At 73.1% G+C, this 24,880-nt stretch carries 18 protein-coding genes; 6 read left to right on the forward strand and 12 right to left on the reverse strand.

The features are described from left to right. The first annotated feature begins 132 nt into the window (after positions 1–132). The gene (locus tag BM242_RS09550; RefSeq protein WP_139238298.1) at positions 133–543 is read left to right on the forward strand and encodes a pyridoxamine 5'-phosphate oxidase family protein; all 411 of its coding nucleotides are present in this window, start codon (positions 133–135) and stop codon (positions 541–543) included. Positions 544–551: 8 nt separating this feature from the next. On the opposite strand, the gene BM242_RS09555 is transcribed toward BM242_RS09550, so the two are convergent. After that, positions 552–2,327: a protein kinase domain-containing protein gene (locus tag BM242_RS09555; protein WP_093838311.1), complete on the reverse strand. Its 1,776-nt coding sequence runs from the start codon at positions 2,325–2,327 to the stop codon at positions 552–554. A gap of 237 nt (positions 2,328–2,564) precedes the next feature. On the opposite strand from BM242_RS09555, the gene BM242_RS09560 reads away from it, so the two are divergent. Further along, complete coding sequence (locus BM242_RS09560; protein WP_093838312.1) at positions 2,565–4,334, forward strand: Stk1 family PASTA domain-containing Ser/Thr kinase; 1,770 nt, start codon at positions 2,565–2,567, stop codon at positions 4,332–4,334. Positions 4,335–4,405: 71 nt separating this feature from the next. Here the strand turns inward: BM242_RS09560 and BM242_RS09565 are convergent, their stop codons facing one another. From BM242_RS09565 to BM242_RS09585, 5 genes are all read right to left on the reverse strand, one after another. After that, the gene (locus BM242_RS09565; protein WP_093838313.1) at positions 4,406–5,230 is read right to left on the reverse strand and encodes a maleylpyruvate isomerase family mycothiol-dependent enzyme; all 825 of its coding nucleotides are present in this window, start codon (positions 5,228–5,230) and stop codon (positions 4,406–4,408) included. Between the two features lie 161 nt (positions 5,231–5,391). Further along, positions 5,392–6,717 carry a M18 family aminopeptidase gene (locus BM242_RS09570; RefSeq protein ID WP_093838314.1) on the reverse strand — a complete coding sequence of 442 codons (1,326 nt, stop codon included), beginning with the start codon at positions 6,715–6,717 and terminating at the stop codon, positions 5,392–5,394. Positions 6,718–6,831: 114 nt separating this feature from the next. Beyond that, positions 6,832–7,341 carry a COG4315 family predicted lipoprotein gene (locus BM242_RS09575; RefSeq protein WP_093838315.1) on the reverse strand — a complete coding sequence of 170 codons (510 nt, stop codon included), beginning with the start codon at positions 7,339–7,341 and terminating at the stop codon, positions 6,832–6,834. 132 nt (positions 7,342–7,473) lie between these two features. Further along, the gene (locus BM242_RS09580) at positions 7,474–8,877 is read right to left on the reverse strand and encodes an FAD-binding oxidoreductase (protein WP_093838316.1); all 1,404 of its coding nucleotides are present in this window, start codon (positions 8,875–8,877) and stop codon (positions 7,474–7,476) included. Positions 8,878–9,105: 228 nt separating this feature from the next. Continuing rightward, positions 9,106–10,878 (reverse strand): helix-turn-helix domain-containing protein, encoded by a 1,773-nt coding sequence (locus BM242_RS09585; protein ID WP_245833946.1) that lies wholly within the window; start codon positions 10,876–10,878, stop codon positions 9,106–9,108. Between the two features lie 163 nt (positions 10,879–11,041). Here BM242_RS09585 and BM242_RS09590 point away from each other — a divergent pair, with 163 nt between their 5' ends. Further along, complete coding sequence (locus BM242_RS09590) at positions 11,042–11,614, forward strand: hypothetical protein (protein WP_093838318.1); 573 nt, start codon at positions 11,042–11,044, stop codon at positions 11,612–11,614. Between the two features lie 87 nt (positions 11,615–11,701). Here BM242_RS09590 and BM242_RS09595 read toward each other — a convergent pair whose 3' ends face one another. Then, positions 11,702–13,531, reverse strand: a complete 1,830-nt coding sequence (locus BM242_RS09595) for an acyl-CoA dehydrogenase (RefSeq protein ID WP_093838319.1) — start codon at positions 13,529–13,531, stop codon at positions 11,702–11,704. A gap of 170 nt (positions 13,532–13,701) precedes the next feature. Here BM242_RS09595 and BM242_RS09600 point away from each other — a divergent pair, with 170 nt between their 5' ends. Both BM242_RS09600 and BM242_RS09605 read left to right on the forward strand, forming a co-directional pair. Further along, positions 13,702–14,274 carry an SseB family protein gene (locus BM242_RS09600; protein WP_093838320.1) on the forward strand — a complete coding sequence of 191 codons (573 nt, stop codon included), beginning with the start codon at positions 13,702–13,704 and terminating at the stop codon, positions 14,272–14,274. Between the two features lie 155 nt (positions 14,275–14,429). Continuing rightward, positions 14,430–15,386 carry a pirin family protein gene (locus BM242_RS09605; RefSeq protein ID WP_093838321.1) on the forward strand — a complete coding sequence of 319 codons (957 nt, stop codon included), beginning with the start codon at positions 14,430–14,432 and terminating at the stop codon, positions 15,384–15,386. A gap of 60 nt (positions 15,387–15,446) precedes the next feature. On the opposite strand, the gene BM242_RS09610 is transcribed toward BM242_RS09605, so the two are convergent. From BM242_RS09610 to BM242_RS09630, 5 genes are all read right to left on the reverse strand, one after another. After that, positions 15,447–16,511, reverse strand: a complete 1,065-nt coding sequence (locus BM242_RS09610) for a polyprenyl synthetase family protein (protein WP_093838322.1) — start codon at positions 16,509–16,511, stop codon at positions 15,447–15,449. Continuing rightward, the gene (locus BM242_RS09615) at positions 16,508–17,914 is read right to left on the reverse strand and encodes a cytochrome P450 (protein WP_093838323.1); all 1,407 of its coding nucleotides are present in this window, start codon (positions 17,912–17,914) and stop codon (positions 16,508–16,510) included. The genes BM242_RS09610 and BM242_RS09615 overlap by 4 nt, the downstream gene beginning before the upstream one ends. Beyond that, positions 17,911–19,341 carry a cytochrome P450 gene (locus BM242_RS09620; protein ID WP_093838324.1) on the reverse strand — a complete coding sequence of 477 codons (1,431 nt, stop codon included), beginning with the start codon at positions 19,339–19,341 and terminating at the stop codon, positions 17,911–17,913. Before BM242_RS09620 ends, BM242_RS09615 begins: the two co-directional genes overlap by 4 nt. 8 nt (positions 19,342–19,349) lie before the next feature. Then, positions 19,350–20,513: a terpene synthase family protein gene (locus BM242_RS09625; protein WP_093838325.1), complete on the reverse strand. Its 1,164-nt coding sequence runs from the start codon at positions 20,511–20,513 to the stop codon at positions 19,350–19,352. A gap of 123 nt (positions 20,514–20,636) precedes the next feature. Then, entirely contained in the window at positions 20,637–22,778 is a 2,142-nt protein-coding gene (locus BM242_RS09630) for an ATP-binding SpoIIE family protein phosphatase (protein ID WP_093838326.1), read from the reverse strand. A gap of 234 nt (positions 22,779–23,012) precedes the next feature. Here BM242_RS09630 and aspS point away from each other — a divergent pair, with 234 nt between their 5' ends. Beyond that, a complete protein-coding gene (aspS, locus tag BM242_RS09635; RefSeq protein WP_093838327.1) occupies positions 23,013–24,788 on the forward strand; it encodes an aspartate--tRNA ligase in 1,776 nt (591 codons plus the stop codon). Positions 24,789–24,880: the final 92 nt, after the last annotated feature.

Consider the following 24,880-nt stretch of genomic DNA (forward strand, 5'->3'; position numbering starts at 1 on the left):
CGCCGGTTCGGCTGGTTGGCGGTGAATGGCCCGTTTCCGGACTTGGGGACGGGGCAGGCCGGGACCAACGGGCCGTGGATCGGGGACTTTCCCCGCTCGGCCCCGCGGGCCCGCCCGGGCACCCTGGGACGCATGCTCGCCGCGCCCCGACCCGACGCCCCTGACCTGCTGCTTGCCGAGGCGCTCCGGCTGCTGCCGGGGATGCCGCCCGGCCGGGCGGCGGTGACCCGGCGCGCGCTGCCGTACATCGTGCCCGCGCGGCACCTGGTCGCCGAGAACGGCCAGGTGCTGCTGCGCATCCCCACCGGCCGGCCCGAGGCCCGCCGGCTCGACGGCACGGTGCTGGCCTATGCCTCGGACCGGGTCGGGCACGCCGGTGCCGGGTTGATGGTGCAGCTCATCGGCACCGCCGAGGTGACCGAGCCCTCCCGGGCCGAACGCGACGCGCTGGCGGCCGGTGCGCCGGCCGCACCGGAGCAGGTGCTCCATCTGCGTCTGACCCCCCGCTTCGCCGCCGTCTGCCACGACTACACCGGCGCATAGCGCCGGGATCAGCCGACGCCGTCGGTGGTGCCGCCGCTGCCTTCGCCGGTGGTCGTGGAGCCGTCGGTGGTGCTGCCGGCGGTGGTGGAACCGCCGCCTTCGGTATCGCCGCCGCCGGCGCCCTCCGTCGTTTCCCCGCCGGTGTCACCGGCGGTGGCGCCGTCCGTGGTGTCGCCGGTTTCGCCCTCGGTGGCGGAACCGTCGGTGGTCTCCCCGTCGGCGCCGCCGGTGTCGCCGGTGGTGGCGCCGTCCGTGGTGTCGCCGGTTTCGCCCTCGGTGGTGGCGGAGCCGTCGGTGGTCTCCCCGTCGGCGCCCTCGGTCTCACCGGGCTCGGTGGAGCCGGTGGTCTCCTCCGGCGCGGTGGTCTCCTGCTCCGGGGCCGGTTCCGTCCATTCCGGGGTGGAGGGGCCGAACGGCCCGTCCTCGTCCGGTGGCTCCTCGGTCTCGGCGACCTCGTCCTCCTCCGCGCCGGAGGTCTCCTCGGCGGTGGGCGGGGGCGTGGTGTTGTCCGGCTCCCGCCGGGTCGCGCCGCCGTCGCCGCCGCCCGGCGACAGCACCACCAGCACACCGGCCAGCACCGCGATCACGGCCAGCGCCGCCAGCAGCACCACGCCCCGCCGCGATCCCCGTCCCCGGTCGCCGCCCCCGGTGCCGTCCGGCGCGCCCGGCGCCATGCCCAGGCCGACCGGTCCGGACACCACCGGTCCGTGCGGCATCCGGCCCGTGGCACCCAGCACCGTCGTGGCGGCGGTGGCCGGGACCCCCGGGGTGCCCATCGCGGGGGTGTCGGCGTTCACCGAGCCGGTGTTCCACAGCCCGCCGGTGTGCCCGCCGTGCTGCTCCAGCATGCGCAGCGCGTACTGCACCAGCGCCCGCATCTCCTCGGCTGACTGGAAACGGTCGTCCGGGTCCTTGGCCAGCGACCGCATCACCAGGCCGTCCAGCTCCGGCGGCGCGGACGGGGCCGTCTCCGAGGGCACCCGCGGGGTGTCCTGGACATGCTGGTACACCACCGCCAGCGGGGTCTCCCCGACGAACGGGGGCCGCCCGGTGAGCAGTTCGTACAGCAGACAGCCCACCGCGTACAGATCGGAGCGGGTGTCCACCGCCTTGCCCAGGGCCTGCTCCGGCGAAAGGTACTGCGGGGTGCCCATCACCATGCCGGTCTGGGTCATGGTCTGCTGGGCGGCGTGCAGCGCGCGGGCGATGCCGAAGTCCATCACCTTGATGCTGCCGGTGTCCGTGATGATGACGTTGGCCGGCTTGATGTCGCGGTGCACAATGCCGTGCTGATGGCTGTAGGCCAGCGCCTCCAGCACCCCCGAGACGATGGCCAGCGCCCGCTCGGGGGTGGCGGAGTCGGCCGGATCGCCGGAGTGCAGCACCTCCCGCACGGTGCGCCCGCTGATCAGCTCCATCACGATGTAGGGAACCGCGTTGCCGCCGGCGTCCAGCTCCTCGCCGGAGTCGTAGACCGCCACCACCGCGTGGTGGTTCAGCCCGGCCACGGACTGTGCCTCGCGGGTGAAGCGCGCCTTGGCGACGGCGTCCTCGGCCAGATCGGGGCGCAGCAGCTTGACCGCCACCTGACGGCCCAGCCGGACGTCCTCGGCGCCGAACACCTCGGCCATGCCGCCGCGTCCCAGCCGGTGGGTCAGCCGGTAACGGCCCTCCCCCACGCGGCCATTGATCCCGAACCCCTCCGGCGAGTCGGGCGATGCCCCGGAACCGCGCCCGGGGGACTCCTCCTCGCCGGGGGCGGAACCGTCTCGCTCCTGTGTCATCGATCCTCGCCGTGCCTCGCCGTTGCGATGAACCATCAAACCGGTTTCCCGGCCGCGGCGCCAACCGCCGGATACCGAGTATGACGGAGTGCGCCGGCCGATGACGCTCCTGTCACAGGGCAGCGGCAAGCGGTCACGGAACGGACAAGCGGCTTGACGCGTACCGGCGCTGAGGCAGACTGGGCCCTGTCGTATGGGTAGTGCAGTCTGATGCCAGCACGGGGGAGTCGTACAACCATGAGTGACCATGCCGCGGGCCGGCCCGCCGACCACTCGGGCCAGGCGGTCGGCGCCGGGCGTTATCGCCTCGACCGGCTGCTGGGCACGGGCGGCATGGCATCGGTGCATCTGGGCTACGACACGGTGCTGGACCGGCAGATCGCGGTCAAGACCATGCACGGCGAACTCGGCCGGGACGACTCGTTCCGGGAGCGCTTCAAGCGCGAGGCGCAGGCGGTCGCCAAGCTCACCCACACCAACATCGTCTCGGTCTTCGACACCGGCGAGGACGTGATCGACGGCCTGCCGGTGCCGTACATCGTCATGGAGTATGTGGACGGCGAGCCGCTGCGCGGCGTGCTGGACGCCGACATCCGGCAGCTCGGCGCGATGCCCGTGGACAAGGCGCTGAAGATCACCGCGGATGTGTGCGCGGCGCTGGACATCTCCCACGAGATGGGCCTGGTGCACCGGGACATCAAACCGGGCAATGTGATGGTGACCCGGCGCGGTGTGGTCAAGGTGATGGACTTCGGCATCGCGCGGGCCATGCAGTCCGGGGTCACCGCCATGACCCAGACCGGCATGGTGGTCGGCACCCCGCAGTACCTCTCCCCCGAGCAGGCGCTGGGGCGCGGTGTGGACGCCCGCTCCGACCTGTACTCGGTGGGCATCATGCTCTTCGAACTGCTCACCGGGCGGCTGCCGTTCAATGCGGACAACCCGCTGGCCATCGCCTATGCCCATGTGCAGGAGGAGCCGCCGGCGCCCTCGATGGTCAACGCGGCGGTGCCGCCGGCCGTGGACGCGCTGGTGGCCCGGATGCTGCGCAAGAACCCCAATGAGCGCTTCCCGAGCGCGGAGGCGGTCAAGGCGGAGTGCGAGCGGCTGACGGCCACCCTGGGCGGGGCCGGGACCGCGCCGCAGATCACCGGGGCGGCGCCGATGCAGGCCGGGGCGGCCGTCTCGCAGACGGTGTTCCCGCAGTTCGGCGGGGTGGCCACGCCGCCGCCGGGCGGGGATCCGTACACCCCGGCCGGCACCCCGGCACCGGTCCAGCAGCCGTATGGGCCGGCCGGCGCCGCCGCCACTCCGCCGCCGGCCGCTCCGGGGGCGTACGGCTACCCGCACACCCCGGCACCCGCCGGGCCGGGCACCCCGCCGCCGTACGCGGCGGCGACCGTGACGCATGCGCCGTCGTCGTCCGGCGGGGACGGCGGCGGCAAGTCGATGATGTGGGTGCTGATCGCCGCGGTGACGGCCATCGTGCTGGTCGCGGGGGTGGCCATCGTGGCCGTGGTGAGCAGCGGCGGCACCGAGCAGAACGAGGCCCAGGGCGGCGGCGAGCAGAACGGGGCCGAGGACCCGCAGCAGAACGCCGGGGACGACGCGGGCGGCACAGCGGGCGGGGCGGACGAGGGGGACGACGCGGGCGCGGCCGGCGGCACCGAGGAGAGCACCGAGCCGGACGAGCGCGAGCCGCGCTACAAGGAGGGCGACGAGACCAAGACCATCGACGTCACCGAGTGCACCCATGCCGACGAGTACTACGACCAGGACGAGCACCCGGGCGCCGTCTCCATGCCGGACTTCTACGACGTGCACTTCGCCTCCGTGAAGGAGTGCATGCAGAAGGCCGAGTGGCTGTACGACGACGAGGAGCGGGACGAGGCGCTCAAGGGCGAGGGCATGGTGGTGGACCAGACACCCGAGCCGTACTCGCCGTTCGACCCGGAGAAGGACACCATCACCATCGTCATCTCCACCGGCTACGAGGCCGCCAACTGAGCGAGGACGCAGGCGGGCCCGGCGGAACGGCTCCGCCGGGCCCGCCTGCGTCTCCGTAACCGGGGTCCGGGTCAGTGGGTGACGGAGAAGTTGGTCAGAATGGTGTGGGCGAGGTCGGCGTCGCCCTCGATCTTGATCTTGTCGGCGATGCGGCGGACCCGGACCCGGCCGCAGGCCAGCCGGGAGTAGGTCTCCCAGTCCATGGTGAAGGTGACCAGTGGGCCCAGGGAGGGGCTGGAGGAGACCGTGCCCTGCCCGTCCTGGTCCACCCGCACGGTGCGGAGGAACTCCAGCGGGCCGCTGACGTCGAAGACGAAGGCGGAGCGGCGGGGGGCGCCGGCGTCCTTGGCGATCACCTTGGGCAGCCGCTCCAGCATGATGTCCCGGGCGATCACGGCGCCCGCGGTGTCCAGCGTGCCGGGCAGGCCGAGCGCCCGGCGGATGTCCTGCTCGTGCGCCCAGACGTCGAAGGCCCGGTAGCGCAGGAACTGTTCGAGGGGGAGCTTGCCGAGCACGGGATGGCTGATGACGTAGGAGGGATCGCGCTTCTCGTTGCGCAGGTGCCGGGAGCGTCGGATGATCGTGTATTCGAGCTCGCTGGTCATCTCCGGCGCGGTGTGATGGCGCCGGACGTCGACCTGGACCTCGTTGTAGCGGCTGGCCTCGTCCTTGACGTGGTAGAGATCGCGGGGAAGGCTGTGGATGGGCCGGGGGTCACCGAGTGCCTCGCATTCGGCGCCGATGATGTGGGAGACCACGTCGCGCACGGACCAGCCGGGACACTCGGTAGGACGGTTCCACTCGCCTTCGACGAGTGGCGAGACGAGTTCGGATATCGCCTCGATGGACTGCGTCCAGGCGTCGATGGACGGCTGAAGGCTCGGGTGCACGCTCACGGGACCCCTCGAAGCGGTGAGTTGCTGGCGGAGTGTTCCCACATCCTAGGGCGCAAACACCTGTCAGTTCGAGGGGCTTCGGGGGTCTGCGCGGCTCCCGGGCGTATTGTGCGCCCCCCTCGCCACTCGTGGCGCCGCCGTTGCCCGCCGGCCGTCGCCGGCTACCCGGTGAGGAACGCCAGCAGGGCGTTGGCGAGCAGATACGGGTCGGCCGCGGCGCACAGCTCGCGCGCCGAGTGCATGGAGAGCAGCGGGATGCCGACATCCACGGTGGCGATGCCGTGCCGGGCGGCGGTGATCGGGCCGATGGTGGTGCCGCAGGGCACGGAATTGCTGGAGACGAAGGGCTGCCAGTCCACCCCGGCGCGCTCGCAGGCGGCGGCGAACACGGCGCGGCCGGTGCCGTCGGTGGCATAGCGCTGGTTGACATTGGTCTTCAGCAGCGGACCGCCGCCCGCCAGCGGCCGGTGGTCCGGGTCGTGCCGGTCGGCGTAGTTGGGGTGCACCGAGTGCCCGGTGTCCGAGGACAGGCAGAACGATCCGGCCCAGGCGCGGGCCCGGTCCTCGGCGGTGCCGCCGCGGGCCAGCACCGCCCGCTCCAGGACACTGCCCAGCAGCGGGCCGTCCGCGCCGGTGTCCGACTGGCTGCCGTTCTCCTCGTGATCGAACGCGGCCAGCACCGGGATGTACGGCAGCGGCCCGGCGTCGTGGCCGCCGCCGGCGGCGGCCCGTCCGGCCGCGGCGGTCAGCGCCGCCACGCCCGCGTGCACCGAGACCAGGTTGTCCATTCGGGGACCGGCCACCAGCTCCCGGTCCTTGCCCAGATAGGCGGGCGGCTCCACGCTGTGCAGCATCAGATCCCAGCCCGCCACCTCGGCGGCGCCGTCCAGCCCGGCCTCGGCCGCCAGGAACTCCAGCAGCTCGCCCTCGGCCGGCTTGCCCAGGCCCCACAGCGGCATGATGTGCTGCTGCCGGTCCAGCTTCAGCGCCTCGTTGACCTGGCGGTCGAGGTGGATGGCGAGCTGCGCCACCCGGGCCAGCGGCCGGTCGGTGTGCACCAGCAGATGGCTGCCGTCGTGCCGGATCAGCCGCCCGGAGATCCCGAGGTCGCGGTCGAGCCAGGAGTTGAGCAGCGGCCCGCCGTAGATCTCCACGGCAAGCTGCTTCCAGCCGTGCCGGCCGGTGTCCGGGCGCGGCTTGACGCGCAGATTGGGCGAGTCGGTGTGCGCCCCGACGATCCGGAACGGCGTCGCCGGTGCCGCCCCCTCGGGGACGTACCACGCGATCAGCGCCCCGCCGCGGATCACATAGCGACCGCCGCTCTGCTCTCCCTCGCCCCATGCGTCGGTCTCCGCCAGCCGCCGGAAGCCCGCCTTCTCCAGCCGGTCGGCCGCGCCCGCCACGGCGTGGTAGGGCGAGGGCGAGGCTGCCAGATACCCCAGCAGATCATCGGTGTGAGCCCGGTCGAACAGCGGTAGCGCAGCCATGGCCACAGCATACGTACCGTCCGCCGTCTCCCGTGCCCCGTGCCCCGTGCCGCACTCTCGTCCCGGCAGCCCCCTGGCCTCGTCCGGGGGGCTGCCGGGGGCCGCCGGGCGGGTTCAGCCCCGGATCAGGGAGCCGTCGGGGGCGACCACGTACCACTTGTCGCCGACGCCCTGGCCGACGGCGTCACCGGGGCTGGTGTCGCCCTGGTAGGTGTAGAGCGGCCAGTTGTCGATGACGAGCTGGTACGTGCCGGTGTCCGGGCGCTGGTAGGCGTCCAGCAGGCCGGTGTCCACGCCCGTCACCTTCGCCGGGTCGGCGGCCTCCGCGGCCGGCCACAGGTCCAGGCAGTCCTCGGTGCAGGCCGAGGTCACCGGGGAGTCGGAGTCGTCGGTGAAGCGGTAGAGGGTGCGGCCCTCGCCGTCCACCAGGATCTGGCCGTACTCCGGGTGCTCGTGGACCGCCACGCCGCCGGTGTACTCCGCCGCGCCGCCGTCCTCCTCGGCGCCGCTGTCCGCCCCGCCCCCGCCCAGGTCGGTGCCGGTGTCCTCACAGGCGGTGGTGGTGAACAGCACGGCGGCCCCGGCGGCGGCGACGGCGAAGGCGCGCAGCTTGTTGTTGTTCATGGTGGTTCCCCCCAGTTGGTGATCCTTGATGGCGGTACGTTCTCACCCTGGGATACGGACCCGGGGGCGGAGCGGTTCAGCACCGCGCGGATTTTTTCCGCTCTTTTTTCGCGACCTTCGACAAGAACCTGCTCAGGGCGCGATGTTGTGGTTGAGGCGGAACAGATTGCCCGGGTCGTAGCGGCGTTTGACGGCCCGCAGGCGGCCGAAGCCGGTGCCGTAGTTGGCGGGCGCCCGGTGCTGGTCGTCGGCGTCCATGAAGTTGGTGTAGCCGGCGCCCATGGTGTGCGGGCGCAGCGCCCGGTCGTAGGCGCGGGTCCACTCGCGGTTGGCCTCGGTGTCGGCCGGGTCCCGGAAGCTGGCCCCGAAGGCGGTGGAGTAGGCGGCGTCGCGGTGCGCGAAGGCGGACTCCTCCGGAGTGGTGCGGTGGCAGGCGCCGTCGATCGGGAAGATCACCGTGGTGGATTCGAGCGAGGGGATCGACTGGCCGAAGGTGACGTGGGTCTCGATGGTGCCGTCGTTCAGCTCGCGGTTGAAGGCGCCCTTCCAGTAGTGGCACAGGCCGGGCGGCAGCAGCTCGTCGAACAGGGTGTTGATCACCGGGTACGGCATGCGGCCGATGTGCTGCCCCAGCACGGTGCCCAGCGAGGACAGCCCGGCGCGCACCCGCTCGTCCTCCTCGGGCGGGCCGCTGAAGCAGGTGAGCACCCCGATCAGCGGGCGTCCGTGCCAGCGTTCCGGCAGGAACGGCAGCGGCGGGCCCAGCGCGAACAGCAGCAGGGCGTTCAGCTCCGGCGGCGATCCGGCGATCAGCTCCCGGTAGCGGCGCGGCACCTCGGTGTCCAGGGGATAGAAGGCCGGGCCGCCGAGGATGTCCGGCACCCGGTGCAGCCGGTACTCGAAGGAGGTGACCACGCCGAAGTTGCCGCCGCCGCCGCGCAGCGCCCACAGCAGGTCCGGGTGGTGCTCGGCATCGCAGGTGAGCAGGGTGGCGTCGGCGGTGACCACATCGGCGGAGACGAGGTTGTCGCAGGTCAGGCCGGAGCGGCGGGCGAGGTGGCCCAGGCCGCCGCCGAGGGTGAGGCCCCCGATGCCGGTGCTGGAGACCACACCGCCGGTGGTGGCCAGGCCGAAGGCGTGGGTGGCGTGGTTGAGATCGGCCCAGGTGCAGCCGCCCTCGGCGCGGGCGGTGCGGCGCACGGGGTCCACCCGGACGCCGCGCATCCGTTCCAGGTCGATCACCACCCCGTCGTCGCAGGTGCCCCAGCCCGCGACGGAGTGGGCGCCGCCGCGCACGGCGAGCGGCAGCCCGCGGTCGCGGGCGAAGGCGACGGCGGCGATCACATCGCCGGCGTCGGCGGCCCGGACGACGACGGCCGGGCGGCGGTCGTGCAGCGCGTTGTAGACCCGGCGGGCCCGGTCATAGCCGGGGTCGGCGGGCACGATGACCTCTCCGTGGACGGCCTCGCGCAGCGGCGCGGGGTCCGCGGCAGGGGCAGGGGCGGCGGCCGGGGAAGTGCGGTCGGTGACAGTCATGACGGCGGAAGACCACCTTTCGGGCTTTCGGGGCCGGCGGCTGCCGTCGCGGCGGTGCCCGTCGCGGTGCCGGCGCCGGCCTGGGGTCGGCTGTGGTGCCGGCTGTGGTGCCGGTCATACCGCCGTTGTAGGCCGGGGGGCCTTGCCGCCGCATCGCCGGAACCACCCACATCGGCGCACCGCCGCGGCGTGGGTGAAACGGCCCATGGGCGGGCCGGGGGCGCCGGCTCAGGCGATGCCGTGGGTGCAGGCGTAGGCGGTGGCGGCGGCGCGCGAGGACACGTCGAGCTTGGCGAAGATGTTGTTGAGATGGCGGGCCACGGTGTGCTCGCTGATGTGCAGCTCGGCGGCGATGGCGCGGTTGGTGCGGCCGGCCGCGACCAGGCGCAGCACCTCGGCCTCGCGTCCGGTGAGCCGGGACGGCAGCGGCTGTGGCCGCTCGCCGAGCAGCGCCCCGGCCCGCCGGGCGTCCGGCGCGGCGCCCAGCTGCCGGAAGGTGGCGCGCGCGGCGCGCAGCTCCAGCCGTGCGCCCTCGCTGTCCCCGGCGGCGCGGCAGGCAGCGGCCAGCAGCATCCGCACCCGGGCCGCCTCGTAGGGCACGCGCAGGCCGAGCCAGGCGGCCAGGGCCCGGTGCAGCAGCCGGATCGCCTCCTCCGGCCCGCCAGGACCGGGCGCGGTGGCGGTGGCGGAAGCGGTGGCCAGGCAGAGGGCGGCGCGGGCGGTGGTGGCCAGCGCGGTGAGCAGCGGCGGGCCGTCGGCCAGGGTGTCGAGCCGGCGGACGGACTCGGCCGCCGCGGCGGTGTCGCCGAGGGCGAGATGTGTCTCGGCGTGCGCGGCGAGCAGCCGGGCCTGCCCAAGCGGGCCGGCCGGCACACCGCCGGTCAGCGCGGGCCGCAGCGCCGCCGCCGCGGTCCGCACCCGGCCCTGGGCCAGGCGCAGCAGCGCCAGTCCGGGCTGCGGCGAGTGGCCGAGCCGGTGCGCGCGGGCGTAGGCCGCCTCCGCCTCCGCGAGTTCGCCGCGGTGCCGGTGGATCTCGCCGCGCACATACCTGGCCTGACCGGCGATGACCGCGTCATGGGCGGGCGCCTCGCGGCAGACCTGTTCCGCCTCGGACTCGGCGGCCGGCCAGTCGCCGAGCAGCTCCAGCACCTCCACCCGGTGCACCCGGCACAGCCCGCGGAACGGGTTCTCCCCGGGCAGCGCGGCGCACCAGTCCATCGCGGCCTCGGTCCATTCCGTGGCCCGGCCCAGATCGGCGACGGCCATGCAGCGGCTCAGCGACAGGCAGTACAGCCAGCCGGTGAACAGGGTGGAGAGCTCATCGGCGGTGACCGCGCACATGGCCTCGTCCAGCAGCCCCATGGCCTCGGCGGTCCGGCCCGCGCCCAGCAGCACCCCCGCGTGCACCTGCCGGCTCATGGCGACCAGATCCGGGCCGCCGCACCGGCGGGCGATCCGGTGCATGCGGCGGGCCGCCCGCAGCGCGGCCCCGGTGTCGCCCCGGGCCTGTGCCTCCTCGGCGTCCGCCCAGGCCAGATACGACTGTTCCGGGCATTCGCCCAGCTTCGCGAGATGGTGCCGGGCGCGGCGCAGCCAGCCGGTGGCCGCGGCCGGCCGTCCCGTGCCGCGGTAGTCGTAGAAGAGCATCCAGGCGGTGTAGCCCGCCCGGCGGTGGTCACCCCGGGCGGCGTAGCCGGCGTGCGCGCGGCGCCGGGCGTCCAGGCAGATCTCCAGCCGGCCGGTCCACCAGGCGGCGTCGGCCAGGGCTTCGAGATCGGCGGCGGTCAGCGCGGCCCGCTCCCCGGGAGTGCCGGTGTCCAGGGCGCGCAGCAGGCCGAAGGCGGTGGCCCGGTCCTCCCGGGCCGCCGCGGCACGCGCCTCGGCCAGCGCCGCGCCGGTGCCGTTCGTGGCCCTGGTCCTGGTCCGGTCCGTTGCTTCCGTCTGCCCCATGGTGGCGACCTCCGCCTTCTCCAGGATAGGAGGGCGGTGGCGTTGCGCCATGGGGCGGAGCGGGCGGAGCGGGCGGTGCGGCCGGTGGGCCGAACGGCGCGTCGGCCGGGTGAACGGCCGGGGGCGCGGGCGTGTTCCGGGGGCGCGGCCGGGCGGTGCCAGGACAGTGGGGGCTCTGGCCCGAACCGACCATTCCCGCAGGGAAGGAAAGCGCATGAATCGTGTGAGCTCCCGGCCGCCGCGCCGCCCGGCCACGGTGGCAGCGGCGGTGTTCGCGCTGCTGATGACGGGTCTTCTGGCCCCGGCCGCCGCCGCGGCGCCCGCCCCCGACCCGGACCGGGAGGGCGGGCACCACCGGGTGATCGAGATCATCCTGGCCGACACCGAGGTGGTCCACGACACCACCGAGCCGGGGTCCGGCCCCGAGCCCGGCGATCTGCTGCTGATCGAGAACGATGCCTTCATGGACGGCCGGGACGTGGGTGACGCGCTGACCCGGCTGCACTTCTTCACCGAGGGCGAGTTTCTGCTGGACTCCACCGTCCAGCTCGACGACCGGGGCAATCTGGTGATCGCGGGCGGCGAGGAGATGGAGAACACGGACCGCGGCTTCACCTTCGCGGTCACCGGCGGTACCGGGGAGTTCAGCGGTACCGGCGGCGAGGTGCACGCGGACTTCGTCGAGTACCGGGGCGAGGAGGCCGTCAGGCTGGTCTTCCACCTGGTGGACCACGGTGGTCACGACGAGGAGGACGCCGGCCGGGGCGGACGGCAGGGCGGGCGCTGAGTCGCGCCGCCGGGCGGAACGTCGCCGTCCCCGCCTCCGGAAGGGGAAGGCTCCGGAAGCGGGGACGGGGGCGGGCGGCCGGCCGGGTCAGAAGGCCGCTTCGTCCAGCTCCATCAGGGAGAGATCGGTGCGGTCGGCGATGGACCGGGCCACCGCCACGCCCGGCAGCACCTCGTTGGCGAAGTGCCGGGCCGCGGCGATCTTGCCGGCGTAGAAGGCGGCGTCCTTGCCGTCCCGGGCGGCCGGCAGCTTCTCGGCCGCCACCGCGGCACCGCGCAGCAGCAGGTAGGCGACCACCACATCACCCGCGGAGAGCAGGAAACGGGTGGTGTTCAGACCCACCTTGTAGAGGGACTTCACCTCCTTCTCGGTGGCGGCCAGCTGGGTCAGCAGGGTGCCGACAAAGCCCTCCAGTTCGGTCGCGGCACCGGCCAGCGCCTCCCGGGCACTCTCCAGCTCCGCCCCGCCCGGCGCCTCGGCCAGGAACTTCTTGATCTCCTCGGCCAGGGAGGTGAGCGCCACGCCCTGGTTGCGGACGATCTTGCGGAAGAAGAAGTCCATGCCCTGGATGGCCGTGGTGCCCTCGTAGAGGGTGTCGATCTTCGCGTCCCGGATGTACTGCTCGATCGGGTACTCCTGGAGGAAGCCGGAGCCGCCCAGGGTCTGGAGCGACTGGGCCAGCTGCTCGTAGGAGCGTTCCGAGCCATAGCCCTTGACGATCGGCAGCAGCAGGTCGTTCATGGCCTCGACGGCGGTGGTGTCCTCGCCCGCGGCCTTCTTGACCAGCACCTCGTCCTGCACCGAGGCGGTGTACAGCACCAGCGCCCGCATGCCCTCGGCGTATGCCTTCTGGGTCATCAGCGAGCGGCGCACATCCGGGTGGTGGGTGATGGTGACGCGCGGTGCGTTCTTGTCGGCGGACCGGGTCAGGTCCGGGCCCTGCACCCGCTCCTTGGCGTACTCCAGGGCGTTGAGGTAGCCGGTGGACAGGGTGGCGATCGCCTTGGTGCCGACCATCATCCGGGCGAACTCGATGATCTTGAACATCTGGCGGATGCCGTCGTGCTTCTCGCCCAGCAGCCAGCCCTTGGCGGGCTGGTTGGCGCCGAAGGTCATCTCGCAGGTGTTGGAGACCTTCAGGCCCATCTTGTGCTCGACATTGGTGGCGTAGACGCCGTTGCGCTCGCCCAGCTCGCCGGTGTCCCAGTCGAAGTCGAACTTGGGGACGACGAACAGCGACAGGCCCTTGGTGCCCGGACCGTGGCCCTCGGGGCGGGCGAGCACGAAGTGGATGATGTTGTCGGAGAGGTCGTGCTCACCCGAGGTGATGAAGCGCTTGACGCCCGTGATGTGCCAGGTGCCGTCCTCCTGCCGGACGGCCTTGGCGCGGCCGGCGCCCACATCCGAGCCGGCGTCCGGCTCGGTGAGCACCATGGTCGCGCCCCAGCCCCGGTCCACCATGAGCTGGGCGATCTTGTGCTGCTCGGCGGTGCCCTCCTCGTGCAGCACGGAGGCGAAGGCCGGGCCGCAGGCGTACATCCAGATGGCCGGGTTGGAGCCGAGGACGGTTTCGGCGAAGGCCCAGAGCAGGGAGCGCGGCGCGGTGGTGCCGCCCAGCTCCTCGGCGATGCCCAGCCGCCACCACTCGGCGTCCATGTACGCCCGGTAGCTCTTCTTGAACGCCTCCGGGAGCGGCGCGGTGCCGGTCTCCGGGTCGAACACCGGCGGGTTGCGGTCGGCCTCGGCGTAGGACGCGGCCAGCTCGTTCTCGGCCAGGCGGGCGATCTCGCCGAGCACATGCCTGGCGGTCTCCGGGTCCATCTCCGCGAACGGACCGGTGCCGTACACCTGGTCGCGGCCGAGGACCTCGAAGAGGTTGAACTCGATGTCCCGGAGATTCGACTTGTAGTGCCCCATGCGACGACTCCGTTTGTGTCTGCGGCAAAGCTGGCTGGCGGGGTGTGCGGCGGGCGTGCCGCCCATGCAGATGATTGCAGGGGTACCCGTTGGTATCACTCATCATGCTACCGACCGGTAACAAGTTGCAAGTGCGCCCGGCCGAAGTGTGAGTCAGTACGCTCTATGGCATGTACGGCTATGACCAGACCGGCTACGGAAACCAGCACGGGCAGCAGCAGCACGCCCAGCATGGTTACGGTGCGCAGCAGCCCGGCGCCGGCGGGTACGGCCGGCAGCAGGGCTACGGCGCCCAGACCCAGCAGGGCTACGGGCAGTCGCAGCAGTCCCAGCAGCCGCAGGCCCAGACCGCGGCCTCCGGCACCGCCACCGCGGCGCCGCCCGCCCCGCCCTCGCTGGCGGACGCGCTGCGCGCCTACGTCAGCGGCGCGATGCTCACCGAGGAATTCCAGGACATCTTCTGGAATGCCAAGATCTACTGCCCGCGCGGCGAGACGCCCGGCTTTCTGGCCGTGCAGACCACGCAGGAGCCGGTCATTCCGCTGTTCAGCTCGCTGAAGGAGCTGCGGCGCTATGCCGGCCGGGAATCCCGGTTCTTCACCGTCACCGGTGGCGAGGTCCTGGATCTGCTGCCCGACGGCTACGGCTTTGTGCTGGACATGGAGGGCGAGCACCGGCTGGTGCTGGACTCCAAGGCCGTGCTGGACATGGTCGAGTACGCCATGCGCCGGGTCTACGGCTGAGCCTCCCGCGGCGCTCTCTCCCTCTCCTTGCCCCCGCCGGGTGCCTTCGCGCTGGTTGTGCGCGGGCGTGCGGCGGGGGGTGAGGAATGCGGCACCCTGGTTCGCTGTTCACCGTTCAACTACTGTGAGGTGACCGTCGACCAGGAGGTCCCGCCATGCCCGCCATCACCGTCGACAACCCGTTGACCCTGCCCCGGGTGACCGTTCCCGCGGTGCCCGCCGGGGCCCGGCCGGTGCTGGCCGTGACCACCGCGCCCAGCGGCTTCGAGGGCGAAGGCTTCCCGGTCCGCCGCGCCTTCGCCGGCATCACCTACCGCCACCTCGACCCGTTCATCATGATGGACCAGATGGGCGAGGTCGATTACCAGGCCGGAGAGCCCAAGGGAACCCCCTGGCACCCGCACCGCGGCTTCGAGACCGTGACGTACATCATCGACGGCACCTTCATCCACCAGGACTCGCACGGTGGCGGCGGCACCATCACCAACGGTGACACCCAGTGGATGACCGCGGGCTCCGGCCTGCTGCACATCGAAACCCCGCCCGAGGAGCTGGTCATGTCCGGCGGCCTCTTCCACGGCCTCCAGCTCTGGGTCAATCTGCCCGCCGCGGACAAGATGACCGACCCCCGCTACCAGGACATCCGCGGCGGCCAGGTCAAGCTGCTCACCTCGGCGGACGGCGGCGCACTGCTCCGCCTGATCGCGGGCGACATCGGGGGGCACTCCGGCCCCGGCGTCACGCACACCCCGATCACCATGATCCACGCGTCGGTGAGCCCGGGCGCCGAGGTCACCCTGCCCTGGCGGAGCGACTTCAACGCCCTCGCCTACGGCCTGGCCGGCAGCGGAACGGCCGGCACCGACCGCCGCCCGTTCCGGATGGGCCAGACGGTCGTCTTCGGCGACGGCGATACGCTGACCATCCGGGCCGGCGAGTCGCAGGACTCCCGCAGCGCGCACTTCGAGGTGGTCCTGCTCGGCGGCCTGCCGATCCGGGAGCCGATGGCCCACTACGGCCCCTTCGTCATGAACACCCACGCCGAGCTGGCCCGGGCCTTCGAAGACTTCAAGGCGGGCCGGCTGGGCACCGTCCCGGCCGGGGCCGGCTGACCACGGCGCGCCGCACGGGACGCCGCCCGCCGGCCGTCGCCGCTCGGCCGTCCGCCGCCGTCATCCGCCGCCGGGCGGGCCGAGGACGGCCAGGGCGAGGTCGGCCATCATGCCGACGCCGCCGGGGCCGAGGCCGTCCACCGCCCGGTCCAGGGACGCCAGGCAGCGGGCACGCCGGCGGGCGATCGCCTGCCGGGTCGCGCCGAGCGCGCCCGAGGCCCGGACCCGGTGGGCCGCCTCCTCGGCCAGCGCGGCGCGGGACCCCTCGCACCGGGCGAGCTCGGCCAGCAGCAGCCGCAGACACCGGTCGCGGCGCAGCGCCCACAGCGTGGGATGGGTGTAGACCCCGGCCGCGATGTCGTGTCCCACCGGCTTGCCCGCCGCGGCATGGCTCCCGGTGAGGTCGAGAAGGTCGTCGGCGAGCTGGAACCCGATGCCGAGATGGTGGCCGAACCGGCCCAGGGCCGCGGTCGTCGTGGCGTCGAGCCCGGCGGCGAGCGCGCCCGTGCGGCAGGCCGCCTCGATCAGGGCACCGGTCTTGCCGCTGATCGCCCTGAAGTACGACCTCTCGCCGCGGTCGGGGTCGAAGAGGGCTGAGGACTCCTCGGCCTGGCCCTCGCAGAGCCGGACCAGGGTGCGGCCGAGCAGGGCCCCGGCCTCGGCGCCGAGACCGGCCGCGGCGGTGTGCGCGTGGCCGATGAGGTAGTCCCCGGCGAGCAGGGCGCGGCTGTTGCCGGCCCGCGCGCTGATCGTCGCCACCCCGTGCCGGGTCGCCGCCTCGTCCATGATGTCGTCGTGGACGAGGCTGGCCAGATGCAGCAGTTCCACGGCACGGGCGCCGCCGACGGCGCGCTCGCGGATGTCCGGCGCCGGCGGGCGGGCGGCGGCGTGCGCGGTGGCCAGCACCAGCAGCGGACGCAGCCGCTTGCCGCCGGAGAGGACACCGGACAGAGCGGGCGGGATGACGAGCGGGCCGGCCCGGACGACGGCGTCGATGCCGTCCAGACAGGCCCGCAGATCCGCCTGCACGGTGGCCGCTCCCAGGTGCCTTGCCAGCACGTCGTACGCCGGGGTGGGCCGCATTCCCGCGACGGGCGGGCGGTCGGTCAGGGTCACCCGCGTCATGACGTCACCGCCCCGGGCCGGAGCGCCGCCGCACCGGCGCCGTCCGCCGCCGCGCCGTGGACCGTGCGCCGTTCGACCCTCAGCATGACACCCTCGGCGCCCAGCGAGGCCCGGGCCAGCGGCCGTACCGCGGCGCCGGGAAGGGCACGCAGCCGGAACCGGGACGCCACGGCGGCGATCACCAGGGAGAGTTCCGTCAGGGCCACCTCGTCGCCGATGCACTTGCGGTTCCCGGCCCCGAAGGGCAGCAGCGCGGCGCGGGCGACGGGCGAGGGGGAGCGCCATCTGCCGGGGTCGAAGCGCTCCGGATCCGGGAACACGGCCGGGTCGTGATGCAGCTGGTACGGGCTGAACAGCACCGTGGTGCCCGGGGGCAGCGGATGGCCGAGGAGCACGGTGTCCCTGGTGGTGACGCGGCTGAGCAGCCAGGCCGGGGGGTGGAGCCGCAGGGCCTCCAGCACGATGCGCCGGGTGTGCTCCAGGCGCGGCAGGTCCGCCGCCGTCAGGGCGCGGGCCGGCCCGCCGCGCAGCACGTCATCGGCCTCGCCGTGCAGGGCCCGCTCGGCCTGAGGGTGCTGCGACAGCAGATGGAACACCCAGGTCAGGGCATCGCCCGGCGGCTCGGTCGCGCCGATGAGCAGCGTCATGACCTGGTCGTGGATCTCGTCGTCGCTCAATGCCGAGCCGTGCTCGTCGCGGGAGCTCACCAGGATCGACAGCACATCGCCGTGGTCCCGCCCGGCGCGCCGGTAGGAGCGGACGGTGTCGCGGATGACGCGGTGCATGGTGGCCCGGGCCTGCGCGAAGCGGCGGTTCGCGGGCAGCGGCAGGCGGTGCACCCAGCCCGCCGGGATGAGCATGCGCTGGTAGACGCCCCGCATGATCGGGGGCATGCAGGCGACCACCTCGGCGACGGCCCGCTCGCCGAGCTGGGCACCGAACAGGGTCCGGGCCGCGATGTCGAGCGCCAGGGTGTGCATCTCCCGGCCCATGTCCAGGATCCGGCCGGGCCGCCATCCGTCCAGCGCCGCATCGATCCGCTCGGCCATCAGCCGGGTGTAGCCGGGCAGCCGCGGGGTGCCGAAGGCGGGCTGCATCAGCAGGCGTTGCCTGCGGTGCGTGGTGAAATCCGAACTGACCAGGCCGTTGCCCACCAGCAGCCGGGCCTTCTCGAACAGCGGGCCGCCCTTGTCGAAGGTCCGTGGGTCGTGCAGGACGGTGCGGACCGCCTCGGTGGAGCAGGCCAGCACGGCGCGGTGCGGGCCCAGCCGCAGCGTCACCAGATCGCCGAGCCCGGTCAGTTCCCGGAGAAAGGGCAGCGGGCGTCGCCACAACTGCATGGCATGGCCGGCGAGCGGCAGCGCGTGCGGTGCCTCGGCCGGTGCCGGAGCGGCGCCGGTCATGACCGTCCCCCCTGGTAGGGGCAGGCACCCGCCGGGGCCGACGGGGCGGGGGCGAGGGCCGGGGCCGGGGCGGCGCGGCGGTGCAGCACCATCGGCAGCGGCCCGGGACCGAGCGTCGCCTCGGGCAGCGACACCCGCTTGGCGCCCGGGACCATCCGCAGCGACCACCGGGACAGAACGGCCGCGATGACGATCATGGCCTCGTTGAGCGCGAACTTGTCGCCGATGCACTTGCGGTTGCCCATGATGAAGGGCTGCATCGCCGCCTCGGTGATGTCGTCGACGCGCTCCGGGAGCCACCGGTCGGGATCGAAGGTCTCCGGTCGCGCGAAGAGTTCCGGGTTGTGGTGCAGCAGGTAGGGGCTGAGCAGCACGATGGTGTCCCGGGGAACGGGGTGCCCGCCCAGCTCGGTGTCGCACGTGGTCAGCCGGGTCAGCAGCCACACCGGCGGGCGGATGCGCAGGGTCTCGTGCAGCGCCCGGTGGAGGTAGCGGAGCCGGGGGAGGTCCTCGAAGGCCGGCGGCCTGCCGCCCAGCACCTCGTCGAGCTCCGCGCACAGCCGCCGCTCCACCTCGGGATGCCCGGTGATCAGATGCAGGGCCGAGCAGATCGCGTTCGCCGTCGTCTCCATGCCGCCGGCCAGCAAGGTCATGACCTGTTTGTGGATCTCCTCCTCGGACAGCCCCTGCCCGGAGTCCTCGTCCACCGCGCCGATCAGGATGGACATCAGGTCGCCGTGGTCGATTCCCGCGCTGCGGTACTGCTCGATCGTCTCGTCGACGACGCGCCGCATCCGCTCGTGGGCCAGGGCGAACTCCCGGTTCTCCCGGGTGGGCAGCTTCTCCAGCAGCGGGGTCGGCGCGACCATCCGCTTGTAGACGCCGCGGTTGATGATCGGCATGCACTCCTGCACCTCGGCCGCGGCATGGCCGCTCACCGGGTTGGTGAACATCGTCCGGGACGCGATGCGCAGCGTCACCGTGTGCATCTCATGGCGTATGTCGCGGTGCTGGCCGTCCGCCCAGCCGTCGAGCAGCGCCGCGATCTCCTGCCGCATCACCGCCGCATACCCGGGCATGCGGGACTTGTGGAAGCCCGGCTGCATCATCCGGCGCTGCCGCCGGTGCGGCTCGAAGGTGGCCGCGAACAGTCCGCTGCCGACGAGTTCCTCGGCCTTGTCGAACAGCGGTCCGCCCTTGTCGAAGGTGCGCGGTTCCAGCAGGACACGCTTGATCAGCTCGGGGTGGCAGACCATGAGGGCGGGGCGGCGTCCCAGCCGGACCTCCACCAGGTCTCCGTACCGCGGCAGCCCGGTCAGGAAGTCCAGCGGTCGCCGGGCCAGCGGCAGGGCGTGACCCAGCAGGGGCAGTGCGCCGGGCGCGACGGCGTAGGACGCCGTGCGCGGCGGCGATGAGATCGTGGTCATGGGGCTCCTCACACCAGCGGTCGGTCAGGTCGGTCGGGCCGGTCGGGCCGGGTGCCGCGAAGGGACGCCGGGGCGTCGCGGAAGCGGGCCACCGGCGCGGTGAGGCTGAGCCAGCCGGAGGTCGAGCCGTCCCACACCGCGCCGTCGCCGAAGTAGCGCGGCGTCAGATACTCGAACTCCTGGCTTCCGCCGATCAGATGGTCCAGGCCCGACAGATAGGCGCGGACCTCCCCGGTGCGTCCGTGCGGGCCGGACAGCAGCCTGTCCCGGGCCGCGATATAGGCCCGCTCATGGTGCTCCACCAGGGCGCACAGCCGGTCCACGGCGTCCTGCAGCGGCAGCCCTTCGGCCTCGCAGAGCACGCGGACCGTCGTCATGGTGTCCCGCTGGGCGTACTCCTTGCGCCAGGAGAGCAGGTCGTTGACGAGAATGAGCTGCCGCATGCCGTGGTGGTGGACCTCCTCGAACACCCCGTCGGCGGCCGGCTCGCTCATGTCGACCCCGGCCGCGTACTCGGTGAGCAGTTCCAGGAACTCGCATCCGAAGCTGTCCACCCGCACCCGCATGCAGGCCTCGAAGTCCAGTACGCGGGCGGCGAGTTTGCTGCGGATCTCCTCCGTGCACCCGCGCAGGAACGCCGCCAGGGAGGCGGCCAGCCGCTCGGTCTGGCGTATGGTCATCCCGGCCGTCAGACGCCGCCACAGATCCTGCGCGGCCCGGCCGTAGACGCTCGCCGTGCCCGCGCCCCGCTCCCCACCGCCCCGCTCCCCGCCGCCCCGCTCGCCGCCGCGCAGGTCGGCGACGACGGCGGCAAAGGCGTCGGCGGCAGCCACATGGTCGGCGCCCAGCGCCGACTCGTCGGAGACGAAGCTGTCGATGACCGTGACGAACTGGTACCAGTCGGCGATGTTCTGCGCCCGGGCCGGCTCCGCGTACGGCACCGTCAGCGGTCCGTAGAGCCCGTTGCGCTGCCGCAGAAAGAGCAGCAGCGACTCCTCGGAGTCGAAGCAGGGCTCCAGCATGCGCCGCACCCAGCCGTTGGAGGCGAACTCGATCCGGGCCGCGTCCGGGTGGTAGCCCACGGGCAGCAGGCGCGGCAGCGGCGGCAGAAAGAACTCGTCCGGTCCGTCGCCGGGCAGGAGGCGACGGGCGAGGTCGTTGTCGGTGATCACCTTTGGTCTCCGGATCGGCGGTCGCATGCGGAAGCAGTGCTGACCGCCGACAGTGGCACCGCCCGCTAGAGACTCGCTCGGCGCTCCGGAGGCAGGCCGGGCAGGCCGGGCAGGCCCGGTGGCTCAGTCGTCGAGGCGTTCCGGGCGTTCCCGCAGCTCGAACCAGGTCGTCTTGCCGTCGCCGCGCGGATCCACCCCCCAGGCGTCCGCCAGCACCTCCATCAGCAGCAGCCCGCGCCCGGAGGAGGCCAGCTCCCCCGGCTCCCGGCGGTGCGGCATCACATCGCTGGTGTCGGTCACCGCCACCCGCAGCAGCCGCTCCCCCGGCTGCCCGGTCAGCTCGGTCACCAGCACCGCGTCGCTGTCGGTGTGCACCAGGACATTGGTGAGCAGTTCGGAGAGCATCAGCACCGCGCCGTCGAGCTGCTCCTGGCTGCCCCAGTCGTGCAGCAGCTCCGCGAGCTGGTGCCGGGCCTCGGCGATCCGGGCCGGCTCCGCCTGCGCAACCGACAGCACGGCCCGCCGCGGCACCCGCCCGTGCTCCGGGCGGCGCAGCATCAGCAGCGCGATGTCGTCCTCCCGGCGGTCGGTGTGCGGGCCGACGCTGCGGTGCGAGGGCGGCCCGTACACCGCGTCGATCAGCGCGTCGGCCAGCTTCTCCAGATCGTCCCCCGGATGCGCCTCCAGCACCCGGCGCAGCCGCGCCCAGCCGGTCTCCAGATCGTGGCCGCCGGTCTCCAGCAGCCCGTCGGTGCACATCACCAGCGTCTCGTCCGGCTGGAGCACCAGCCGGGTGGTGGGATACGCCCAGTCCGGGTCGATGCCCAGCGGCGGGCCGCCCTCGGTCGGGCGGAGCACCGAGGTGCCGTCGGCCAGCCGCACCCCCACGTCCGGATGGCCGGCCCGGGCCACCTCCAGGCTGCCGGTGCGGGTGTCCACCTCCACATAGAGGCAGGTGGCGAAGCGGGTGCCGCCGTCCTCGTCCTCCACCCCGGCCAGGAACCGGGACGCCCGGGCCAGCACCGCGTCCGGCCGGTGCCCCTCGGCGGCGTAGGCGCGCAGCGCGATGCGGAGCTGCGCCATCACCGCGGCGGCCCGCACACCGTGCCCCTGCACATCGCCGATCACCAGCGCCGCCCGCTGGGAGGGCAGCGGGATCACGTCGTACCAGTCGCCGCCGATCTGCAGGCCGCCGCCGGTCGGCACATAGCGGCCGGCCAGCAGCAGCCCCGGCACCTGCGGGGTGGTGGTCGGGGCCATGGTCTGCTGGAGGTCGGTGGCCAGCGCCCGCTCGGACTCGAAGACATGGGTGCGGGCCAGTGACTGGGCCAGCATCCGGGCGACCGTGGTGAGCACCGAGCGCTCGTCCGGGGTGAAGGCGACCGGCTCGGGGAAGGCGACCATCCAGGCGCCGATGGTCCGCCCGCCGGCGGTCAGCGGCAGATACGCCCAGGCGGAGCGGCCGAAGGCGCGGACGAACGGCCAGGCCGCCGGGTAGCGGCGCCGGTACTCGGCCGGGGAGGGCAGATAGACGGCCCGGCCGCTGCGGATGGCCTCGGCGGCCGGATAGTCGCTGTCCAGGCCGAGATCGAGATCGAGATCGAGGCCCGGGTCCGGCGCCGGGCCGCGGTGGCCGGGCACCTCGCGCCGCTCGGTGCAGCCCTCCAGCGGGTAGCCGTGCCGGCCGATCAGGGACAGCTCGTCGCCCTTGATGCCGAAGACGCACATGCCGTCGGGGGTGAACCCCGGCAGGGCCAGGCTGCTGACCACGCGCAGCACCTCGCCGGTGGTGCGGGCCTCGGCCAGCGCCCGGCCGGCGTCCAGCAGGAACGCCTCCCGGGAGAGCCGCCAGTCGCCCGCCGGGCGGGAGAGCTCGGGGTGGCCGGAGGCGGCCTCGGCCGCCTCCTCCTCCGGCATGCCCTCGACCACCTGCATCAGCACGCCGGCCATGACGATGTTGACGCCCTCGCCGACCACCCGGATGCGGGTGCGCAGCCGGCGCAGCACCCGGCCGTCGGCGTCCAGGATGCGCATCCGGCCCTCGACCACCCGGCGCTCGGCCAGGGCCAGCGTGCCCAGCCGCTGGAGCTCGATGAAGTCCTCGACATGGACCCGGGCGCGGATCTCCGACTCGCCGACGGTGACGAAGCGGGGCGGCAGGCCCATGAGCCGGGCGGCGATCGCGTCCATGGTCGCCGTACCCGTGGCCTGGTCCCACCGCCACAGCCCGGTCTCGGAGGCCGCCAGCACATCTTCGGTGCGCATTTGTTCAACTTTATGCACATATCCGGTACCCCGGCGAGTGAGCGGCGTCCTGCCGGGCGGGTGCGGGAGGTGGTGCAGGGGGACCGTCGTGCGGGTCCGGGCGTGCGGGGTCCCCCCGCGCCCGGACGGTAGGCTGGTGCGCCGTACTCTTCCGGCCGCGCACGGAACGCGTCCGTCCGGAAACGGAGGGTACGGCCGCCACCTCGACGACCCTTGGATTGAGTGGATTGCGTGATGCATCGGTACCGGTCCCACACCTGCGGTGAGCTGCGTCCGGCGGACATCGGCAAGGATGTCCGCGTGTCCGGCTGGCTGCACAATCGCCGGAACCTGGGCGGCATCCTCTTCATCGACCTGCGCGACCACTACGGCATCGTGCAGCTCGTGGTCCGCCCCGGCACCGAGGCCGGCGACCGGATCGACGCGCAGCTCTCCTCCCTGGCCAAGGAGACCGTGATCCGGGTCGACGGCCGGGTCGTGGCGCGCGGCGCGGAGAACGTCAACCCGGAGCTGGCGACCGGCGAGATCGAGGTCGAGGTGTCCGGGGTGGAGGTGCTGGGCTCCGCCGGGCAGATCCCCTTCCAGGTCAACACCGAGGACGGGGTCAACGAGGAGATGCGGCTGGAGTACCGCTTCCTGGACCTGCGCCGGGAGCGGATGCACCGCAACATCATGCTGCGCTCGGCCGTCATCTCCGCCATCCGGCAGAAGATGACGGCGCAGGGCTTCAACGAGCTGGCCACCCCGATCCTGTCCGCGACCTCCCCCGAGGGCGCGCGCGACTTCCTGGTGCCGTCCCGGCTGCACCCCGGCAAGTTCTACGCCCTGCCGCAGGCGCCGCAGCAGTTCAAGCAGCTTCTGATGATCGCGGGCTTCGACCGCTACTTCCAGATCGCGCCCTGCTTCCGCGACGAGGACGCCCGCGCCGACCGCTCGCCCGGCGAGTTCTACCAGCTCGACGTGGAGATGAGCTTTGTCGAGCAGGAGGACGTGTTCCGGGTCATCGAGCGGGTGATGACCGAGCTGTTCGAGGAGTTCGGCGGCGGACGGCATGTCACCTCCCCGTTCCCGCGCATCCCGTTCCGGGAGGCGATGACCAGGTACGGCACCGACAAGCCCGACCTGCGCGCCACCCTGGAGCTGGTGGACGTCTCACACGTCTTCGCCGGCTCCGGCTTCAAGGCCTTCGCGGGCAAGCACGTCCGGGCCCTGGCCGTGCCGGACACCCAGGACCAGCCGCGCAAGTTCTTCGACCAGCTCGGCGACTTCGCGGTGTCCCAGGGCGCCAAGGGCCTGGCCTGGCTGCGGGTCGGCGAGGGCGGCGCGCTGACCGGCCCGATCGCCAAGTTCCTCACCGAGGACGACACCAAGGCGCTGCTCGCGGCCCTGGAGGCGGGCCCCGGCCACGCCCTCTTCTTCGGGGCCGGTGAGTTCGACGAGGTCTCGAAGATCATGGGCGCCGTGCGGGTGGAGGCCGCCCGCCGGGCCGGGCACTTCGAGGAGGACGTCTTCCGGTTCTGCTGGATCGTGGACTTCCCGATGTTCGAGCGGAACGAGGACACCGGGCAGATCGAGTTCTCGCACAACCCGTTCTCCATGCCGCAGGGCGGCCTGGAGGCGCTGCGCACCCAGGACCCGCTGTCCGTGCTGGCTTGGCAGTACGACATCGTGTGCAACGGTGTGGAGCTGTCCTCCGGCGCCATCCGGAACCACGAGCCGGAGATCATGTACGAGGCGTTCGGCATCGCCGGCTACACCCGGGAGCAGGTGGAGCGCGAGTTCGGCGGCATGCTGCGGGCCTTCTCCTTCGGCGCCCCGCCGCACGGCGGCATCGCCCCGGGCGTGGACCGCATCGTGATGCTGCTGGCGGACGAGCCCAACATCCGCGAGACCATCGCCTTCCCGCTCAACGGCCAGGCCCAGGACCTGCTGATGGGCGCCCCCGGCGAGGTCGACGAGGCCCGTCTGAAGGAGCTCCACCTCGCCCTCCGCAAGCCCCCGCCCTCCTGACCGGCCCACCTCGCCCCGCCCCGTCGGCGTGTACCGGCGGGGCGGGGCGTGTTCCGGGCCAGGATGGGAAACCCGATAGCCGTGCCCGGCTG

The sequence above is a fragment of the Streptomyces aidingensis genome, from assembly GCF_900112355.1.
GTDB classification, from domain to species: Bacteria; Actinomycetota; Actinomycetes; order Streptomycetales; family Streptomycetaceae; genus Streptomyces; species Streptomyces aidingensis.

Bases quoted from the DNA above. Each gene is read 5' to 3' on its own strand.
- BM242_RS09585 (WP_245833946.1), bottom strand. From the start codon at position 10,878: ATGGCGCAACGCCACCGCCCTCCTATCCTGGAGAAGGCGGAGGTCGCC.
- BM242_RS09590 (WP_093838318.1), top strand. From the start codon at position 11,042: ATGAATCGTGTGAGCTCCCGGCCGCCGCGCCGCCCGGCCACGGTGGCA.
- BM242_RS09555 (WP_093838311.1), bottom strand. From the start codon at position 2,327: ATGACACAGGAGCGAGACGGTTCCGCCCCCGGCGAGGAGGAGTCCCCC.
- BM242_RS09570 (WP_093838314.1), bottom strand. From the start codon at position 6,717: ATGGCTGCGCTACCGCTGTTCGACCGGGCTCACACCGATGATCTGCTG.
- aspS (WP_093838327.1), top strand. From the start codon at position 23,013: ATGCATCGGTACCGGTCCCACACCTGCGGTGAGCTGCGTCCGGCGGAC.
- BM242_RS09630 (WP_093838326.1), bottom strand. From the start codon at position 22,778: ATGCGCACCGAAGATGTGCTGGCGGCCTCCGAGACCGGGCTGTGGCGG.
- BM242_RS09615 (WP_093838323.1), bottom strand. From the start codon at position 17,914: ATGACCGGCGCCGCTCCGGCACCGGCCGAGGCACCGCACGCGCTGCCG.
- BM242_RS09605 (WP_093838321.1), top strand. From the start codon at position 14,430: ATGCCCGCCATCACCGTCGACAACCCGTTGACCCTGCCCCGGGTGACC.
- BM242_RS09610 (WP_093838322.1), bottom strand. From the start codon at position 16,511: ATGACGCGGGTGACCCTGACCGACCGCCCGCCCGTCGCGGGAATGCGG.
- BM242_RS09620 (WP_093838324.1), bottom strand. From the start codon at position 19,341: ATGACCACGATCTCATCGCCGCCGCGCACGGCGTCCTACGCCGTCGCG.
- BM242_RS09595 (WP_093838319.1), bottom strand. From the start codon at position 13,531: ATGGGGCACTACAAGTCGAATCTCCGGGACATCGAGTTCAACCTCTTC.
- BM242_RS09550 (WP_139238298.1), top strand. From the start codon at position 133: ATGCTCGCCGCGCCCCGACCCGACGCCCCTGACCTGCTGCTTGCCGAG.
- BM242_RS09600 (WP_093838320.1), top strand. From the start codon at position 13,702: ATGTACGGCTATGACCAGACCGGCTACGGAAACCAGCACGGGCAGCAG.
- BM242_RS09575 (WP_093838315.1), bottom strand. From the start codon at position 7,341: ATGAACAACAACAAGCTGCGCGCCTTCGCCGTCGCCGCCGCCGGGGCC.
- BM242_RS09560 (WP_093838312.1), top strand. From the start codon at position 2,565: ATGAGTGACCATGCCGCGGGCCGGCCCGCCGACCACTCGGGCCAGGCG.
- BM242_RS09580 (WP_093838316.1), bottom strand. From the start codon at position 8,877: ATGACTGTCACCGACCGCACTTCCCCGGCCGCCGCCCCTGCCCCTGCC.